12 protein-coding genes and 2 pseudogenes are annotated in these 16,560 nt (G+C 69.2%); 6 read left to right on the top strand and 8 right to left on the bottom strand.

Translation table 11 applies throughout. The features are described from left to right. The first annotated feature begins 15 nt into the window (after positions 1 to 15). The 3 genes from ACIQ5Y_RS00260 to ACIQ5Y_RS00250 all read left to right on the top strand — a co-directional run bounded on the left by ACIQ5Y_RS00260 (position 16) and on the right by ACIQ5Y_RS00250 (position 1,638). Positions 16 to 444 (top strand): DUF4158 domain-containing protein, encoded by a 429-nt coding sequence (locus ACIQ5Y_RS00260; RefSeq protein WP_403873169.1) that lies wholly within the window; start codon positions 16 to 18, stop codon positions 442 to 444. Positions 445 to 751: 307 nt separating this feature from the next. Further along, positions 752 to 1,105: a NucA/NucB deoxyribonuclease domain-containing protein gene (locus ACIQ5Y_RS00255; protein ID WP_403873166.1), complete on the top strand. Its 354-nt coding sequence runs from the start codon at positions 752 to 754 to the stop codon at positions 1,103 to 1,105. After that, positions 1,105 to 1,638: a hypothetical protein gene (locus ACIQ5Y_RS00250; RefSeq protein ID WP_403873163.1), complete on the top strand. Its 534-nt coding sequence runs from the start codon at positions 1,105 to 1,107 to the stop codon at positions 1,636 to 1,638. The genes ACIQ5Y_RS00255 and ACIQ5Y_RS00250 overlap by 1 nt, the downstream gene beginning before the upstream one ends. A 467-nt stretch (positions 1,639 to 2,105) precedes the next feature. On the opposite strand, the gene ACIQ5Y_RS00245 is transcribed toward ACIQ5Y_RS00250, so the two are convergent. From ACIQ5Y_RS00245 to ACIQ5Y_RS00225, 5 genes are all read right to left on the bottom strand, one after another. After that, positions 2,106 to 2,636, bottom strand: coding sequence for a hypothetical protein (locus tag ACIQ5Y_RS00245; RefSeq protein WP_403873160.1), 531 nt, complete (start codon positions 2,634 to 2,636; stop codon positions 2,106 to 2,108). A gap of 600 nt (positions 2,637 to 3,236) precedes the next feature. Continuing rightward, entirely contained in the window at positions 3,237 to 3,893 is a 657-nt protein-coding gene (locus ACIQ5Y_RS00240; RefSeq protein ID WP_403873157.1) for a response regulator, read from the bottom strand. Further along, the gene (locus ACIQ5Y_RS00235) at positions 3,890 to 4,900 is read right to left on the bottom strand and encodes a sensor histidine kinase (protein ID WP_403873154.1); all 1,011 of its coding nucleotides are present in this window, start codon (positions 4,898 to 4,900) and stop codon (positions 3,890 to 3,892) included. Before ACIQ5Y_RS00235 ends, ACIQ5Y_RS00240 begins: the two co-directional genes overlap by 4 nt. Positions 4,901 to 5,090: 190 nt before the next feature. Next, the gene (locus ACIQ5Y_RS00230) at positions 5,091 to 5,915 is read right to left on the bottom strand and encodes a hypothetical protein (RefSeq protein ID WP_403873151.1); all 825 of its coding nucleotides are present in this window, start codon (positions 5,913 to 5,915) and stop codon (positions 5,091 to 5,093) included. Between the two features lie 508 nt (positions 5,916 to 6,423). Beyond that, the gene (locus ACIQ5Y_RS00225) at positions 6,424 to 7,908 is read right to left on the bottom strand and encodes an alpha/beta hydrolase (protein ID WP_403873148.1); all 1,485 of its coding nucleotides are present in this window, start codon (positions 7,906 to 7,908) and stop codon (positions 6,424 to 6,426) included. 636 nt (positions 7,909 to 8,544) lie between these two features. Between ACIQ5Y_RS00225 and ACIQ5Y_RS00220 the strand changes: the two are divergent. Beyond that, a pseudogene (locus tag ACIQ5Y_RS00220) lies at positions 8,545 to 9,304 on the top strand (IS5 family transposase); the annotation flags it as partial. A 1,318-nt stretch (positions 9,305 to 10,622) separates the two neighbouring features. On the opposite strand, the gene ACIQ5Y_RS00215 reads toward ACIQ5Y_RS00220, so the two are convergent. Next, on the bottom strand, positions 10,623 to 11,687 hold the full coding sequence (locus ACIQ5Y_RS00215; RefSeq protein ID WP_403873145.1) for a S8 family serine peptidase: 1,065 nt from the start codon (positions 11,685 to 11,687) through the stop codon (positions 10,623 to 10,625). Positions 11,688 to 12,101: 414 nt separating this feature from the next. On the opposite strand from ACIQ5Y_RS00215, the pseudogene ACIQ5Y_RS00210 reads away from it, so the two are divergent. Then, a pseudogene (locus tag ACIQ5Y_RS00210) lies at positions 12,102 to 12,671 on the top strand (IS701 family transposase); the annotation flags it as partial. A 401-nt stretch (positions 12,672 to 13,072) separates the two neighbouring features. On the opposite strand, the gene ACIQ5Y_RS00205 reads toward ACIQ5Y_RS00210, so the two are convergent. Then, positions 13,073 to 13,408, bottom strand: coding sequence for a hypothetical protein (locus ACIQ5Y_RS00205; protein WP_403873142.1), 336 nt, complete (start codon positions 13,406 to 13,408; stop codon positions 13,073 to 13,075). A 23-nt stretch (positions 13,409 to 13,431) separates the two neighbouring features. After that, positions 13,432 to 14,175, bottom strand: coding sequence for a helix-turn-helix domain-containing protein (locus tag ACIQ5Y_RS00200; protein ID WP_403873140.1), 744 nt, complete (start codon positions 14,173 to 14,175; stop codon positions 13,432 to 13,434). Positions 14,176 to 14,655: 480 nt separating this feature from the next. Here ACIQ5Y_RS00200 and ACIQ5Y_RS00195 point away from each other — a divergent pair, with 480 nt between their 5' ends. Next, positions 14,656 to 16,527, top strand: coding sequence for a solute carrier family 23 protein (locus tag ACIQ5Y_RS00195; RefSeq protein WP_403873137.1), 1,872 nt, complete (start codon positions 14,656 to 14,658; stop codon positions 16,525 to 16,527). Positions 16,528 to 16,560: the final 33 nt, after the last annotated feature.

Genomic DNA, 16,560 nt, shown 5'->3' with positions numbered 1-16,560 from the left:
CTCGGGGTCAAAGAGGTGACGGCCGCTGCGGTGGATTACGTGGCCCAGCAGGTGAAGGTGCCTGCGGAGGCGTGGGCGGACTACGACTGGCAGAGCAAGGCGATCCAGCGGCACCAGGGCGAGATCCGGGCGGCGTATGGGGTCCGGGCGAACACCGAGGAGGACCAGGACCGCCTTGCCGCGCGCCTGGCCACCGAGCTGTGCCCGCGGAGCTGTCGCGCGACCGGCTTGCGCGGCGGTCGTGGCCCGGTGCCGCAATTACCACATCGAACCGGCGGCGGCGCCGGCGCCGGGGCAGGTGCGGCGGCTGGTGGGCAAGTGCGGCGGCTGGTGGGCAAGGTGGTGAAAGACTTCGAGAAGCGGTTCTGTCGCAACACGCTGGACCGGCTCAGCCACACCACCCGCTGCGGCTGGAGGACCTCTTCGCGTGCGACGACACCGTGAACAGGAACGGGGTCATCGAGGTGCGGAGGACGGCTACCAGAGCCATCGATCGAGGAGTTCCGCCCAGATGAAGCCCTCGTACCCGTTGAACGACGGTGGAGGCCGGCAGGCAGACGGCAGGCACGATCACGTACCGGGACTCCACGACCAAGCGGAACACCACCACCGCATCCCACACGGTGACCGCGACCTCGGCCGCGGCCACACCGGGCACAGCGTCATGGAAGTCCGAGGCGTTCCGGTGCGACAAGGAGATCGGAGTCAACGCGGGTGCGTGTTCCCCGCCGCGAGCCCGACCCTCACCACCTTGAGCCGGCTCCCGGCCATCGCCGCGAACATCCGCCGCGTCATGGACGCGGGCCCTCACCACTACGGCGACCCCACCCGCGGCAGTGCCCTGACCCGCAGCACCGACGCCACACTCGAACGCGCCAACCGCGACACCGCCTGCCCTGCCTCCCGCAAACGTACCCAGGGCCAGTCCTGCGACGAGTACCCCTTCGCACGCACCGACCAGGGCGCCTCGAAATCCGAGCGTCGCGACTGGGGATGGGCCTGGGTCCCCACTTCCGAACAGCACAGCCAGGGCGGCTGCCTCTCCGCCTTCTACAAGGCGCAGCGCGTCCTGAACGGCGACAAATTCTGGGTCGAGGTGCCCTGATGACCGCCCTCCACGACATCACCGCCACCGCACCCGTCTGGGCCGGCGACAGCCAGTACTACCTCTACGGCACCGAATTCGACCCCACAGGATTCACCTACACCGGCTTCAACGGACTCCTCGCCCCACTCCGCCCGGGTACCGGCATCGGCGTTCCCGGCACGTTCGCCGTCATCCTGACCGGCCTCGAAACCGGCTACGTCACCGTCACCCTCGAACTGCACCCCACCTCCCCACCGGCGCCTGTCCTGGACGACTGGGACGAGGTCGTCGAAGCGAGCCTGGAACTTCCAGACGGTGACGCCTACATTTTCGACGCCCACGACGCGACACCCTTCCCCTCCCTGGCCGCCTATACAGGCCGGCCCACGCGGATCCGCGTCCACGCCCGCGGCCGTGACGCGGCCCGCAACGCAACCGAACCCGACGACGAGCATCCCCTGGAACAGCACCTCATCCAGCTCTGGCCCGCCCCCGTCGCCGAGCTCATCTCCCACAAACTGATCGACACCACCGGAAAGGCTCATCGCTGACCAGCCGAAGTTGCCGCCGGCTTGGCGGTTGACGAGTTGGGGAGCATGTAGTCACCATCAGCTGCGCGGCGGTGGCCGCGGCTGTCGCCTCGCCAGTTGGACCGACCCCGTGGTGGTCGAGAGGGACTTCACGGAGATCGAGCGTCGGCTAGAGGACAGCACGTCCTGCGGGAACTATGGCGGGCGCTATCGCACGCCGACGACCAGTCACCGGGCCAGGCCCGGCGCCCTGGCCGATTCGATCTTGTTCCTGGACTGGCGCGGTGACGGTCGCGGCTACGGGCGCCACAAGTACGCAGGCTTGCCCACTGTCTGACGGCGCAGTAGTACGGGCCGCCACCCTCGCCGGGCAGCGGGGACACTCATGGGCAGCGGCCGTACTCTTGCACTTCGTGACTCGACATCTCGAAGCGTGGAGGGCGGCCGCGTCACGTGCCCCCGGAAGCGGTAGAGGTTAAAGACCAAACTTAGTGGTCGACGAACATCTCGAAGTCGTTGTAGCCATCAGCGAACACGTAAGTGTAGGGCTTGTCGAAAAGCTTATGCCAGTTGTTGTTGGTGTCCTGGGCCCAGATTTCTTGCCGAGTGATTTTCACATTCTTCTGACGACCTGGAGGGGTATTCGGTGTGCTCACCGTCAGGGTCAGACTGGTGAGGTCCTTCCAGACGATGTGGTTCGCCGGCTTGGGGCCGGCCAGCAGGTTGACCCGGCTGTGGGTGTTCTGAAAGTCGCCGAACTTCTGCAGGTGCTCCGGGTCGGAGTCGCAGCCGTTGGTGTTGGTGCGCACCAGCCTGGTCCAGGTGTCGCTGCCGGACGCGTCCCTGTACCGGGCCGTCACCCAGGACGGGATGCACTCGTTGGTGTTGGAGAGTTCGCCGATGTCGAACCAGAGACTGAACGCCTTGAACTCCTCCGCCCCCGCAGCGGCAGCAGCAGTAGCAGGGGAGGTGCTGAACGAGCCGGCCAGCAGTCCCGCCCCCGCAATTGCCGTGAACAACCTACGAAACCCTCGAACAGTTCGTACAGCCATGCCGCATCCCAATTTTGATCGGTCCAAGTTCCTTGCGGCAACAGGCTAGATAACGTTCCGTATGCATGCAATCACTCGGAAGAGTTGCCTGTTCGGCCGGGGTTTAGAAACGAGCCGAAACCCTCACTGAACATACGACTCGACCCTCGCACCATTCCAGCTGTCCTGCCCGAGTACTGGACCGCCCCGCTCGACGAACTCGACGCACCGAGACGGCAACTGCGGTGGGACGCGGCGATCCGACTCGTCCGGATGGCCACCGGCTCTTCTCGACGCTCCGCCGCCCTCCACCTCGGAACCCCTCTGGGATCGCTGCACGCCGCCACCGTCATCATCCACCCCTGGCAGAAGGAACCAGGCAATGCTTTGGCGTACCAGAACGCCCTTCATCGCGTCGTCGGGATCGCCATCGCCGAAGGTCAAAGCGACGGTGAGAGTGTCCCGGTAGGGTGACAGCGCCCCTGGACGGGCAATGCTGCCGCAGTAGGCCGCGGGTGTCGAAGTAGTCACCTCCGGGCCACCCATCCATCGTTTCTATGAGGTGGAAGCCGATCCTGAATTGGCCGCTCACTGCGGAACTTCCACCAGCCCGCTCTCGTAGGCGATGATGACCAACTGGACCCGGTCGCGGGCGTCGAGCTTGGACAGCAGACGGGTCACGTATGTCTTGGCGGTCGCGACGTTGATGCACAGGTGGGCGGCGATCTCGCTATTGGACAGGCCCGTGCCGACGAGGCCCAGTACTTCACGTTCGCGGTCGGTGATGGAGGCCAGTGTGCGGCGGTTCCTGGCTGCCGGGGCCGAGCGGCTTGAGAAGTCCTTGATCAGACGGCGGGTCACGCTGGGAGCGATCAGTGCGTCGCCTGCGGCGACCACCCGGATCGCCGCGAGGATGTCGTCCACCGCCAAGTCCTTGACGAGGAAGCCGGCCGCGCCGGCGCGTAGAGCCCCGTAGACGGATTCGTCGTCGAAGGTGGTCAGGACGAGGACATGCGCGGTGCTCGGACCCGCGATGATCTGACGGGTCGCCTCGACGCCGTCCATGCCGGGCATGCGGAGGTCCATCACGACTACGTCGGGTCCGGCGTCCACGGCCAGTTCGACGGCCTCGGTGCCGGTCCCGGCCTCCGCGATGACCTCGATGTCGGGGGAGTCGGTGATGACCATGTGGAGCGCGGTCCGGATGAGCGGCTGGTCGTCGACGAGTAGGACGCGGATGGTCATGAGATTCCTGACGGAACGGGGAGGCGGGCGGTAACCCGGAAGCCGCCTTCGGGGCGTGGTGCGGCATGGAAGTCACCGTGGAGCAGTCCGACTCGTTCGCGCATGCCGACGAGTCCGTAGCCGGAGCCCGAGCTGTTGGTGCGGCCGGGTCCGCTGTCCAGGACCTCGATCGAGAGTTCGTTGTCCTGGCAACCGATGAACACCTGGCAGGAGCTGGTCCCGGCATGACGCACCGCATTGGTGACCGCCTCCTGAATGATCCGGTAGGCAGACACGTCGATCTCGGGAGGTAGCTGCCGCCTCTCGCAGTTCCAGCGCACGTCGACCTTCACCCCGGCCTGCGTCGTCCGCTCGGCCAGCCGGTCGACGTCCGCGAGACCAGGTGCCGGGTCGAACGCCGCCTCTTTCGCCTGCTGCCCGGCCTCCGCCTCGCGTAGCGCGCCGACCATCCGGCGCATGCCCGAGAGCGTCTCCCGGCCGGCGGACTCGATCGCTCGCAGCGCGCCACGGGCCGCCGCCGGCTGGGTTTCGAGGACCCGGCCGGCCGCACCGGCCTGCAGGGCGATGACGCCGATGCTGTGCGCGATCATGTCGTGCAGCTCACGCGCGATGCGGAGCCGTTCGGCGGTGACCGCCTGGGTGGTCAACTGGGTGCGCAGTACCTGGGCATGCCGTCGGTCCTCGCGTACCGAACGCCCCGTCAGCCATGCGACCACGGCGACCCGGACCATGACCAGCACAGCGGACGCTCCCGGACTCGCCCCGAGCAGCAGTCGGACGAGCACGTAGCCGGACATCACCCCCAGCGACATGCCCGCGGCGGCGCGGCCCGTGTGCGGCGGCCGCGTGGCCGTGACGCAGCCGAGCGCAAGATCGAAGGCCAGAAACTGCGCCAGTGGGACGTCCGCCACGCTCACCGTCGTCGACGCGGCGACCGAACCGCCCAGCAGCAGCGCCAGGGCCGGCAGCGGACGGCGGCGCAGCAACGCGCAGCCGAGCAGCGCCATGGCGCTGGCGGCGGCGTTGATCAGTGCGTACCGAAGGGGGGTGGGCTGTGATCGGGAGGACCGCATATCCGTGGTTCAAGCGCTTGATCACCCCTCGCGTCGACCGGACCCTGATCGTTCTCGCCGGGATCTTCTGTACCCCGACTACTCACATCCGACTTCACGGCACGGCCGTGCCCGAGGGCCAGGGTCAGGTGGTGTGGCGGGCCCTGAGGGCTTCGCACAGCCGGTCGGCGACCAGGTGGGCGAAGGCCACCTGGAACATCAGGACGCTGAAGGCGACGGAGACGGCCGCGATGATGATGCCGAGGGACAGGGAGGCGTCGGGCGGGCCCGTGGGCTCGTTGCCGGCCCTGTTCACCATCGAGTCAAGAGGCAGGAAGCCCACCGTCAGGTCTATGCCGAACGCGATCAGCGCCGCGAGGGCCAGGGTGGAGAACGCCGGCCACCACACGCCCTTGATCAGCGCCGCCGACCGGCCCAGGGCCCGGAACATGCCCACTCCGTCGCGGGCCATGACCGACGGGGCGAGCGAGTACACCACCCACGGCCAGGCCAGCAGCGGAGCGAGAGGGCTGAGCATGCAGGGGAAGAGGAAGATGGTCAGCAGGTAGCCGCCGACCGTGCCGGGGATCCGGGGCGCGCTCACCCTCAGGAGGCCGCGTACGGTGACTCGCTGTCCGTTCGCGTCCTGCTGGGCCAGGGTGGAGGCCAGGGACCCGACAGCGCCCTGGACCAGGAAGATGGCCAGGAGAGCGGGAACGAGGACGATCAGGAGCATGTCCGTCACGTAGTCCGGGCTGGCGGCGCCTTCCGGGTCCTGGCCACCCCGGAGCGCGTAGATGCCGAACCAGGTCATCCCGGCCAGGACGAAGATCGCCAGCTGGGACAGCAACAGGGCACCCAGCAGGCGCAGCCAGTGCCGGCCCAGGATCCGGAAGGCGCTGCCAAGGAGGACTCCTGGGCTCGGGAGCGGCGGAGGCGTCGGCCGCCAGTCGGCAGGCGGCGGGACCATCTCCGGGTGGTGCCATTGTCCCTGCCACTGCCCTGACATCGCCTCGGCCTCCCCAGGGCCCGGGTGTGGTGCCGATGGTAGGTATCGATCGGTGTGGAGGAAAGAGCTCCGACGGGCCAGCCGGCTCAGGCGGTGCCGGGCGAGTGCCGCGGTCACCGAGTCTCGAAGTTGGTACGGGCGCCGGCTGGAACGCTGCCTGGGGAGCGCGGGAGCCCGCCGGGCAGCGCGTACCGGAGCCCCCCAACTTCCGCCAGCCGACGGACGTTGGTGGGCCACTGCTCAACCGGCTTGTCGAGTGCGGTGGTGAGACGCGGTGGGGCCAGGGTTCCGTACAGCTGGTGGTAGGCACGTGCGGCGGCGGACTCTGGTCGCAGTCGGCGGTGCCCGAGACGATCCCGAGCTGATTCGGTGAGGCGGCCCGTTCGCCGTTCGTCTGTGCGGTCGTACGACGGCGGTTCTCCGCCGCCCCGGCTGGAGGACGAGGTAGCCCTCCAGCCGGACGAGACTGTCAGAGTGGTAGGGCTGGGCAGCTGGTGCCCTGGGGCGGGACTTCCAGGTCGGTGAGATAACCGTCCACGGTGTCCTGCATGCACGGGCCCCTGGTAACGCTGCCGTGGCCGTGGCCTTCGTAGGTGAGGAGTACGCCGCTGCGGCCGAGCCGGCGGGCCACCGAGACCGCCCACGGGTAGCCGGTGGCGGGGTCGTGCAGGGCGTTGGAGACCAGGATGGGCGGTGCGCCGTGTGCGTCGAGGCGGTGCTGCGGGTTGGCGGTCGGCGTGCCCAGGCACGCGGCTGCCATGTGGATCGGCAGCAGGAAGGGCAGGTCGGGCGCGGTCTTGTTCATCATGGCGACGAGCGCGGTGTACTCCTGGTAGTCGCGTACCGGCAGGCGCCAGTCGGAGCAGAAGACCGGGGTGGCAGGAGGCAGCGGAGCTGTCGAGGTGGGCGACGCGGGCAGCGGTCTGCTCGCATCCATGCTTGCGATCACCGTGGCCAGGCCCGTGTAGTCGGCTCCGTAGAACTTCCGGAACGCGGTCTTGTTGACCAGGTCCGAAGATGACAGCGAGGTGCCCGCCTTCGCGGGGTCCTCCAGCTCGCCGCGCCCGGCCCGGGCCAACAGCCCCTGCCATACGGCGTGGACGTCGCGGCCGTGCAGCGCGCAGTGCACGGCACGGTCGCACCACTTCACGAACTCCTGGAACGAGTCCTGGGCCGTGGCCGCCTCGGACCGCAGGAACTCGCGGGTGGTCGGGACGCTGTGGTCCATGACGCTCTCCAGCACCATCGCGCGCACCCGGCGCGGGTAGGTCTCGGCGTACTGGGCCCCGAGCAGTGTGCCGTACGAGCTGCCGTGGAAGGTCAGTTTCCGCTCGCCGAGGGCGGCCCGGAGGGCGTCCAGGTCCCGGACCGTCTGGCCGGTGTCGAGGTGGTCGAACACGGGGCCGGTGCGGGCCCGGCAGTCGGCTCGGAGCCGCCCGTTGTACGCCAGGGTGGCCTCGAAGTCCGCCTGGCTCTTCAGCTCCGGTGACGGGCGCTCGGCGAGCAGGTCGCCGGAGCAGGTCACCGGGCTGCTGTTGCCCACGCCGCGCGGGTCGAAGCTGACGATGTCGAACCGGCGGCGGACCTCGGTACTGAAGCGGCCGATGCGGCGTACCACCATGTCCACACCCGAGTCGCCCGGCCCGCCTGGGCCGAACGCCATCGAGCCGACGCGTGCGCCGGGCTCGCCAGCCTTGCGGCGGGCCACCGCCAACTCGAGTTTCGGCCCGTCCGGGTGGGCCCAGTCGACCGGCACCGAAAGAGTGGAGCACTCTGCTTCCGGCTGCGCCGGGTCGCCACAAGGTGCCCACCGCAGGGCTCCGGCGGCAGCCGGCGACGCGTGGACCGCGGGAGCGGCGGCGAGGCCGGTGATGACGGCCATGATGGCTCCCACGGCCATGATCGTGCGCCGCGCGGCCATGCGCCGCAGTGCGGATCTGTCCCTTGGCGGCATGGATCCTCCTCACGAAGAGAGCGGTTGCGTGAAGCGTGCGGACCCGGCCGGGACACCATCGTCACGTTAGGCGCTCCGTCGCCCACATGGCGCTACGATCAGGGCCCTTTCCGGGTCGGCTCAGGGACCGATCAGGGACACAGAGGGAAATCGACTGACGGGGTATGACAAGGAATCTGTCGAGGACGCCGTGAAGATGGGCGCGCAGCCCCCCGTCAGGCCGCCACCGCCGAGCCGGCCGTGCGCGCGCACCGCCAGCAGGCCGCACCCGCTAAAGGGCACAGGGCGCGCCAGGTGACGTCGGCGCGGCCTGGCTGCCTGTGACGGCGGTCGCCGGCCTGCTGGGTTCTGGGCTGCTGCTCGCCGGGGGCCTCGCCCTGGTAGCGGCGGTGTTCCTGGCGCTGGCATCCGCCCGCCGGGCGCCGTAGGGCCTGACGCGGCCGCAGTCCGCAGCAGGGCGGGGCCCACACCCGTTGTTTGGGCTCCCCGGGGACGCGTTGTTCGGCGGGCCGCCGGAGGCGGGAGCCGGTGACGGAGAGTCGGCTGTAGTCGTCGGAGTGAAGTTCGGCAGAAGTCGGTGGAACGGGTACGGTCCGGCGCCGGGCGACCGCCGGGTGGAGAGGGTGGTGGCGGTCCCCGGCCTGCCAGACCAAGACCGGCGGGCACCCGGAAAGTGGCCCCGCGACAGATCGTGGACGCCATCCGCTACATCGTCGACAACGGCGCGAAGTGGCGTGCCCTCCCGGCTGACTTCCCGCCCTGGGAGACGGTCTACGGGTTCTTCACCCGCTGGAACCGGGCTGACTGCGTCACCTACATCCGAGACCAGCTCCGGCGCCGAATCCGTACTGACCTGGGACGATGCCCACATCCCGTCACGCTGATCGTGGACTCCCAGTCGGTGAAGGCAGCCCACACCGTCAGCCAGAACACCCGCGGGTATGACGCGGCCAAGAAGATCAACGGCCGCAAACGGCACATCGTGGTCGACGCCAAATGCATGCCCGTCATGATCATGGTGACCCCAGCCGACATGACCGACCGCGACGCGGCCCGCGAACGCCTCTGGCGCCTTCGCCTCACCCAGCCGCAGATCACCCAGGTCTGGGCGGACTCCGCCTACGCCGGCCGGCTCGTCGACTGGGCCAGGGACTTCCTCAACATCACCCTGCGGACCGTCTCCCGGCCCAGGGGTGCGAAGGGCTTCATCGTCCTTCCCCGGCGCTGGCGAGTGGAGCGGACCATCGGCTGGATCATGAACGCCCGACGCAACGCGAGAGACTACGAACGCCTGCTCCAGCACAGCGAAGCCCACCTGAACTGGTCACTCATCACCCTCATGACCAGGCGCATCGCCCGCAGCGGCAGACCCCACACCGATAGCTGGGACAAGAAGAACCACCCGGGAGCCTGACCGCAGGCACCCGCAAGCCGGTTCACTTTAGCCGTGCTCCAGCGCTGCCCCACTGCACCGTCACCAGGACGCCGTGCCCGAGGCAGGGCTTCATCGCCGAGCATGCTCCGGGGATTGACCTGTCAGTTCCCGCAACGCCACCTGGGCGCCTCGATAGGTCCCGAGTAGACCCAGTACCGTGACGGCGACGTATACCCAGACCCAGGCACCGTCGAAACGAGTCGCGATCACGATCGCCGCGACCACCTGGCACACCGCGAGCGCGGCATGGCCCAGCAACCGCGGCAGTGGATGCACCTTCATAACCACAGACCCCCCACTACGGACACCAACGTTGTTAGCACAGTAGACGGTCTCTCCCGAACGCTGAGTGCCGGCCATGGGATCAAAAACGCCAGGCAGGTTCAGACAATGCCGCAGGGTAGTGGCGCGGGCGTTGCCCAGCACAGCTCCATTGCGAGGACTGGCCCGAGTTGTGGCGTCCGCGCCGGACGTCGTCTGGTCGTTCACGGCTTTTCCCTCGGATTGCGCCGCGCCGTGGACCATTGAGTTCGTGTGGCCGGCGGCCGGACGGCTCGTAAGCCGTTGACCGGCAGGGGTCGAAGGTGGGGTGCCGCGCTGCTGAGTCGGTGGCGGGCAGGCCGGGAACGGGGCAACAGGGGCTGCTGACTTGGTTCGGTGGGGTGAGTCGCCGGCGATGGGGGCCTGGTGGGTGGTGGGAGAAATGGTGACTCTGGGGAGTGCAAGGGCCGGTGAGTGGTGACCGGATCGGTGAGTCACCGGCGTGCGGGAGCCGCGACTGGAGAGCGATGACATTGCGGCCGGGGCGTTCGAGGAGGTCGGCCGCGCTGAGCGCGCGACCGAGGACTTCGCCGTCGACGGGGACGCGGCGCCCGTCCGGCGTCCGGCAGGTAGACGATGACGTGTGCGTGAGTTGGCTGGTTGAGCGACACGCTCATCGGGGGCTGAGGAACATCCGTGTCAGATCGTGGGCTAAGCCGCCGGATGGAGATCTTCCTGCCCGCAGGCGCACCCGACCCCGCGACCCTGCGGCAGATCACCGCCTCCGAGGACGTCGACGGTGGCGGCTTCGCGGAGATGTTCGTCCTCGACGCCGACGGATTCTGGGCGCTCACGGGATACACCGGATCGAGCTTCAACTCGGCCAGGAAACTGTCCGCAGGCCCGCGCCGCTCAGCCGTATGGGGCCGACCAGCATTTGGGCCGTGGCCACGGCCCGGCCCCCAGGCCGCCGCCGCGGCTTGCTCGCGGGCGACGGCCTGGGAATCGGGGCCAAGGATCAACTGCGGCGGCGCTTGACGATCAGCGTGCCGGTGAGGCCGAGGCCCGCGGCGACGAGGGCGCCGAGTACCAGCCACTGCCAAGGCAGGCCCGCTTCCGCAGCCGCAGCTTCCGCTGGCACAGCAGCAGCAGCAGCAGTTGTCTGGCTGGGGGCGGGGGCGGGGGTGTTCGTGGGGGCCGGGGCCAGGGGATCGACGTCAGGTGGACCCGGGTTGCCTGCCTTCTTCAGCAGCACCCAGCTCGGGCGGGCCGTTCCGTAGCCGATCCAGTCGTTGCGCTTGGCGCCGTCGACGGGGCCGCCGGCGGTCTCGATGAGGACGCGGGCGACTTGATTGGCGGTCCAGTCTGGGTGAGCCGACCATACGAGCGCGGCGGAGGCAGAGGCCAGGGCACTGGCGTACGAGGTGCCTCCGTCCCTCACACACCAGGCGGTGTTGTCCTTGCAGCGGACGGGGGCCTTGCTGCCGTATGCGGATAGGTCCGTGGTGTGCCCGTGGGAGGTCAGCTTCAGGGGCTCGCCGGTCTCGTCGATGGCTCCTATGCCGAGGACTCCCGGAACCTGGGTGATCAGGTTGATCGCGTTGTTGCTCTCCCCCTCATTTCCCATGGCAGCGACGACGAGTACCCCCTTGCTCTGGGCGTACTGGACAGCCTCCTTGAGCGTTGGGTAGGCGTAGTAGTCGCCCCAGCTCAAATTGATGATCTTGGCTCCGTTGTCGGCCGCGTACCGGATTCCCCTGGCACCTTCGACGCCTGCGGCAAAAGCCATGGGCGTGCCAAGGCTGGTGCGGACGGGCATGACCTTCGCGCCGGGAGCCAGACCCTTAGGGCCCCCTCCTGAGCCGTCGCCGACGATCGCCGCGGTCATGGTGGTTCCGTGCCCTTCGACATCGTCGTGCGCCGGGTACGTCTTGCCCGGCTGCCCGGCCGGCGGTGACATGACCGACACGCCTGGAAGGACGGACTCGCTCCGCACGCCCGGGACTTGCTTGAAGCCGCTGTCGACGACGGCCACCGTGATGCCGCTGCCGTCTGCGACCTTCCACATCTCCTGAGCCTTCATGAGCGTGACGTAGTCCGGCGGGTCCGTGTCGGCAGCCGCGGGTATCACCGATCCTGCGCTTACCGCCAGCGCTGCGACGGTGACGCCCGCCGCCCTCCGCCACAACCCTCGTCGTACGGTGCCCTGCATTCCTGCCCCCTTGTGTACTTGCGCTGCAATCTCGCGCGGACCTACCTCATCACACGGGACGTCGACCGCCTGTGGGCGGCCCTGTTCTCGTATAGCTACGGCCAGGTGGCGTGTAGCGCTCTGCCCTACGCCGTCGGTCACACCGCCCGGCACCGACGCCGACGAATGGCACCGCACGCTCTGGAACCGCTGGGGAAACCGCGGACTCACCGACGAGGACTTGACGCGTCAGTACTGCAACGGTCTTTGTCGTGACGGTTGGGTAGGTCGGTCGTTGGTCTGCTCATGGGTGGGGAACTGTCTGATGCCCGGTCGTGGACGGATGAACTGAAAGCTCTGCATGAGCGGTTCGTGCATCGTTTCGCCAGGTCGGAGCCGCGTGAGTCGGCGCTTGCGTATATGCGGGGGCTGATCGCTTCCCTGGAGCGAAAGAATGGCTGGACGCTGGCGGAGGAGGCCAGGCATACGGGTCCGGACAGGATCCACCGGCTGTTGAACCGGATCGACTGGGACGCGGACGAGGTCCTGGACGACGTGCGCGAGTACGTCGTCGAGCATCTCGGCGACCCGGATGCGGTGCTGATCGTGGACGACACCGGTTTCCTGAAGAAGGGTGATCGGTCGGCAGGTGTCCAGAGGCAGTACTCCGGCACGGCGGGGCGGACGGAGAACTGCCAGGTCGGGGTCTTCCTCGCCTATGCCGCAGGCCGCGGCCGCACCCTGATCGACCGACGTCTCTACCTGCCGGCCTCCTGGACGGACGACCGGGAACGGTGCCGTCAGGCCGGCATCGGCGACGAGGTCGTCTTCGAGACGAAGGTCGCGATGGCCCGGGCGATGGTTCGCCGGGCGCTCGTGCTGGTCGTATGACCAGGGGCCGCGTCGGTTGCTGACATGGAAGCGGTGCTTGGGGTGGATGCCGCTGTCATGGGGCGGTACACCACCACGGTCTCCACTGCCACGAAAGCGGACCTTCTTGCAAAACCCACCCCGTCCCACCCGACCCGCAGGCATCAGTTGCCTCTCTGGCCACTTCCGCACCGCAACCACTCGCCTGGAAGGTCGGCATGAATGCGCCTAGGAAGGACGGAAGCGACATATGCGGCGCATCCGGCCACTCTGGCGCACCCGGGCCACCGGACTCTCACGGCACGCTCTGCGGCGCGCGGCTGCAGCGGGTCGACTGTCGCACTCCTTCATGGATCTGCTGCTTCGCCTGCGCCGCCTGCTGGGTGCCGCCACCCTCGTGCCGTGACTCAGCAGCGGATCAAAGGCGGGTAGGACGGTCGGAGTGCAGCGGTGCGCTTCTCGTCCGTGATCCGCTGCCGGTCTCGGACGAGTGCGTTCTCCCGAGCCTCGGAGGAGACGGGCTCGCCGCAGGCGATTGCTGTGGTGCCGTCGATGGCCGCCATGGTGTACCGGATCGGAGAGCGGTCGCGCTCGTCGGCAGGGGCAGGCGTGCGACGCCGGCCGGGAGTTTCGCGCGCACCGCCCCGTGCCAGCGGATCCACAGCGCCGAGAGCGGCACCGATGCCGATGCCGTGCAGGCGCCCGGTGACGAGGAAGGAGGCGAGGAATCCGCTTCCCGTCACGGTGAGTTCTCCAGCGCCTTCCCTCATCCTTCGTACGCGCTCTGCGCCGCCCTGTCGGCCGCCGCGGGGAGTTCCCGCCACAGATGCTGGTCGATGTGTTCGAGGAATTCCGAGGCCTGTACCTCGGCCAGTGCGGCGGCCCGGGGAGACGCTCCGGCGGAGCCTTCGAACTGCTGGTAGACGAAGTGGAGCCGTTCCAGAGCGTAATGGATCACGGCGGGGTCGAGGGGCACGATGCGGTTGACGGCGGTGACGTGGTTGGGCCACCAGCCGCTGACCGCCTCACGGAGCAGGAGCTGTAGCCGGCCTCTCGTACCGCAGGCGGCCACGAAGCAGGCCGGCGGCGGACGGAGCGTGCGCAGCAGCGCTCCGGTCTGGGCAGCTGTGCCCTGCCAGTGGTTGCGTCTCTCGACCGTCTCCCAGCTCGCCTGGGTCATCCCCAGCGCGGCTGCGGTCTCGCTCGGGGAGAGCCCGGCGACGTTCCGGCACTGGGCGAGGGTGACGGGTTCTCCGACGAGGTCGGCCGGGGAGCACCACAGGGCGGCGGCCAGCGCCCGGATCTCCTTCTCGTCGGGTACGGCGATTCCGGCCTCCCAGGCTTCCACGGACGAAGGGTGTACGGGTTCGCCACAGTAGGCGGCGATGGCCCAGGCCACCTGACCGAGGGTCAGGCCGAGCCCGGCGCGGACCTCATAGGCGCGTGCGGGGGCGAACGGTGGAAGACCGCCGGAGGGTGACGGAGCGTAGGGATCTTCAGCGGAAGACATAGCGGCAAACCGTAGGCATCCATCGGGATTTAGCCAAGGGCCCGATGGGTAAAGGCCGTTGCCGCGGGCTGTCGAGGATCCGGGCGGCGGGTCGGCCGGAGGGGGTGGCGGGACGGCGAATTGGTCGGAAAGTGACCTGCGCGACAGTGCTCTGACCATTGCGTTCGTCTGATCTGGTCGGACTCGGAACGTTCGCGCGAACCTCCGGGATTGGAAGTTCCTCCAAAGTCCGAGCCGAAGTACCCAGTCTCTTTGGGGTAGTTGACGAATGATGGACCCGTTACCTAGAGTCGCGTCCGTTCACAGCGGAATCTCATTTCCGCGATGCGAAAGCAGGTGTGGCACCGGATGCCGCCCACCCCTTGCGGTATCCGCTCCGCCTGCCACGCGCCGGTACGGGCCGTCCCCCGGCGCCGGTCGACCTTCCATCCGCACGCCGCCGGCAGCCCCATGCCGACGGCGGTTTCCCAAGGACCTGCTTTGTCGCCCCGCGCCTCAGCCAGAAGAACCACCACCAAGGCCACCAAGGCCGCCACGCCCACCACATCCACCACACCCGCATACCCGGCCGACCCGACCACGGATGCACCCCCGCACCCGGTCGACGAGATGCTTCCGGTCCGCCGCCTGGTGCCGGCCGCACTCCAGCACGTGGCCGCCATGTACTCCGGCCTCACCGCCCCGCCCCTGATCATCGGCGGTGCCCTCGGTCTGCCCCCGGCCCAGCTCTCCGCCCTGCTCGCCGCCTCCTTCCTCGTCGCCGGACTCTGCACCGTCGCCCAGGCCCTCGGTCGGTTCGGCATAGGCGCCCGACTGCCCTTCGCCAACGGCGTCTCGTTCGCCGTCGTCTCCCCGGCTCTCGCCATGATCGCCGCCGACGGGCGGGATGGGGCCCTGCCCGCGATCTTCGGAGCCACCCTCGTCGCGGGAATCGTCTGCCTCCTGCTGGCTCCCGCCTTCTCCCGGCTGGTCAGGTTCTTCCCACCGGTCGTCAGCGGCTGCGTCATCACCCTGGTCGGGATCTCGCTGCTCCCGGTGGCCAGCGTCTGGGCCCGGGGCGGCGACACCGGGAGCGCCGACTTCGGCTCGCCCACCAACCTGGCGCTCGCCGCGGCCACCCTCGCCATCACCCTGGCCCTCCACCGGCTGCTGTCCGGCCGGTTCCTCGGCCGCATCGCCATCCTGCTGGGCATGGTCGCCGGCACGCTGATCGCCGTACCCCTCGGCAAGGTCGACCTCGACGCCCTCGGCCAGGCCCCCCTCTTCGCACTGCCCGAGCCGTTCGCGTTCGGAGCTCCGCGGTTCGTACCCACGGTGATCGCCACCGTCGTCGTGGTGATGCTGGTGTCCATGATGGAATCCACCGCCTCCCTGCTCGCCCTCGGCGCGGTGACGGGCCGCCCCACCCAGGACCGGACCATCGCGGGGAGCCTGCGGGCGCAGGGCCTGGCCGCCGTCTTCGGGGGCGTTCTGGGCGGCTTCATCAACACCTCGTTCGCCCAGAACGTCGGCCTGGTGGCGCTCAGCCGGATCCGTAGCCGCTACGTGGTCGCCCTCTGCGGAGCCGTCCTGGTCCTCATGGGCCTCGTACCGGTGCTGGGTTCCCTGGTCGCGCTCGTCCCCCTGCCCGTCCTCGGCGGCGCCGCCGTGGTGTTCTTCGGCTCCGTCGCCGTCGCGGGCGTCCGCACCCTCACCAAGGCCTCCCTCGGCACCGGCCACAACAGCGTCATTGTCTCCGTCACCCTGGCGTTCGGCCTCTTCCCCGTCGCCAGCCCGGACTTCTACGACCGCCTGCCGGACGCGGTGGGCACCATCCTGGGGTCGGGAGTCACGGCCGGCTGCCTGGTCGCGGTCCTGCTGAACTACCTGTTCAACCACCTCGGCCACGGCACCGAAGCGGACCCGGACTCCGTCCCGGCCTTCGCCGGCGCCGGCACCGCCCACACCTTCCGCACCGCGGCGGCCGCGACTCCCCGTACGGGCGCCGCCGGAGCCCCTCGCCTCCCGTACAGGCCGACCCCCGCCGCCCCGGCCACCGCGTGGCCGCCCTACACCGCCGACCCGCCGGCCTTCCTCCCGACCGACCCGCCCGCGCACGACAGCCAGGGGCCGGCCCCCGACTGGCAGTACCCCACGTACGAGGCATCGGCGCGGAGGCCCGCACCGGGACCGGAGTCCGGGCCCCCGGCTCCCGCCGACACGGTCAACCCCCCGGGCGTCGCCTTCCCCGGCCCCCTGCACCCCCACCACACCCGGGCCCGGCACCTCCACCCCGGCGGCCAGGCGCCCTCGCCCACGGATGCCCCGCAGCAGGCCCCCCAGGACCCCACCGCCCCGGGCGGACCCTGGTAGACCCCGAGATCACCGGCTCCGACAAGCCGGTAC

This window comes from Streptomyces sp. NPDC096339 (genome assembly GCF_044762985.1).
Lineage (GTDB): Bacteria > Actinomycetota > Actinomycetes > Streptomycetales > Streptomycetaceae > Streptomyces.
The sequence above is the reverse complement of the archived record's forward strand: the minus strand, read 5'-3'. Positions and strand labels throughout refer to the sequence as shown.

Bases quoted from the DNA above. Each gene is read 5' to 3' on its own strand.
- ACIQ5Y_RS00250 (WP_403873163.1), top strand. From the start codon at position 1,105: ATGACCGCCCTCCACGACATCACCGCCACCGCACCCGTCTGGGCCGGC.
- ACIQ5Y_RS00230 (WP_403873151.1), bottom strand. From the start codon at position 5,915: ATGGTCCCGCCGCCTGCCGACTGGCGGCCGACGCCTCCGCCGCTCCCG.
- ACIQ5Y_RS00240 (WP_403873157.1), bottom strand. From the start codon at position 3,893: ATGACCATCCGCGTCCTACTCGTCGACGACCAGCCGCTCATCCGGACC.
- ACIQ5Y_RS00235 (WP_403873154.1), bottom strand. From the start codon at position 4,900: ATGGCGCTGCTCGGCTGCGCGTTGCTGCGCCGCCGTCCGCTGCCGGCC.
- ACIQ5Y_RS00225 (WP_403873148.1), bottom strand. From the start codon at position 7,908: ATGCCGCCAAGGGACAGATCCGCACTGCGGCGCATGGCCGCGCGGCGC.
- ACIQ5Y_RS00215 (WP_403873145.1), bottom strand. From the start codon at position 11,687: ATGAAGGCTCAGGAGATGTGGAAGGTCGCAGACGGCAGCGGCATCACG.
- ACIQ5Y_RS00200 (WP_403873140.1), bottom strand. From the start codon at position 14,175: ATGTCTTCCGCTGAAGATCCCTACGCTCCGTCACCCTCCGGCGGTCTT.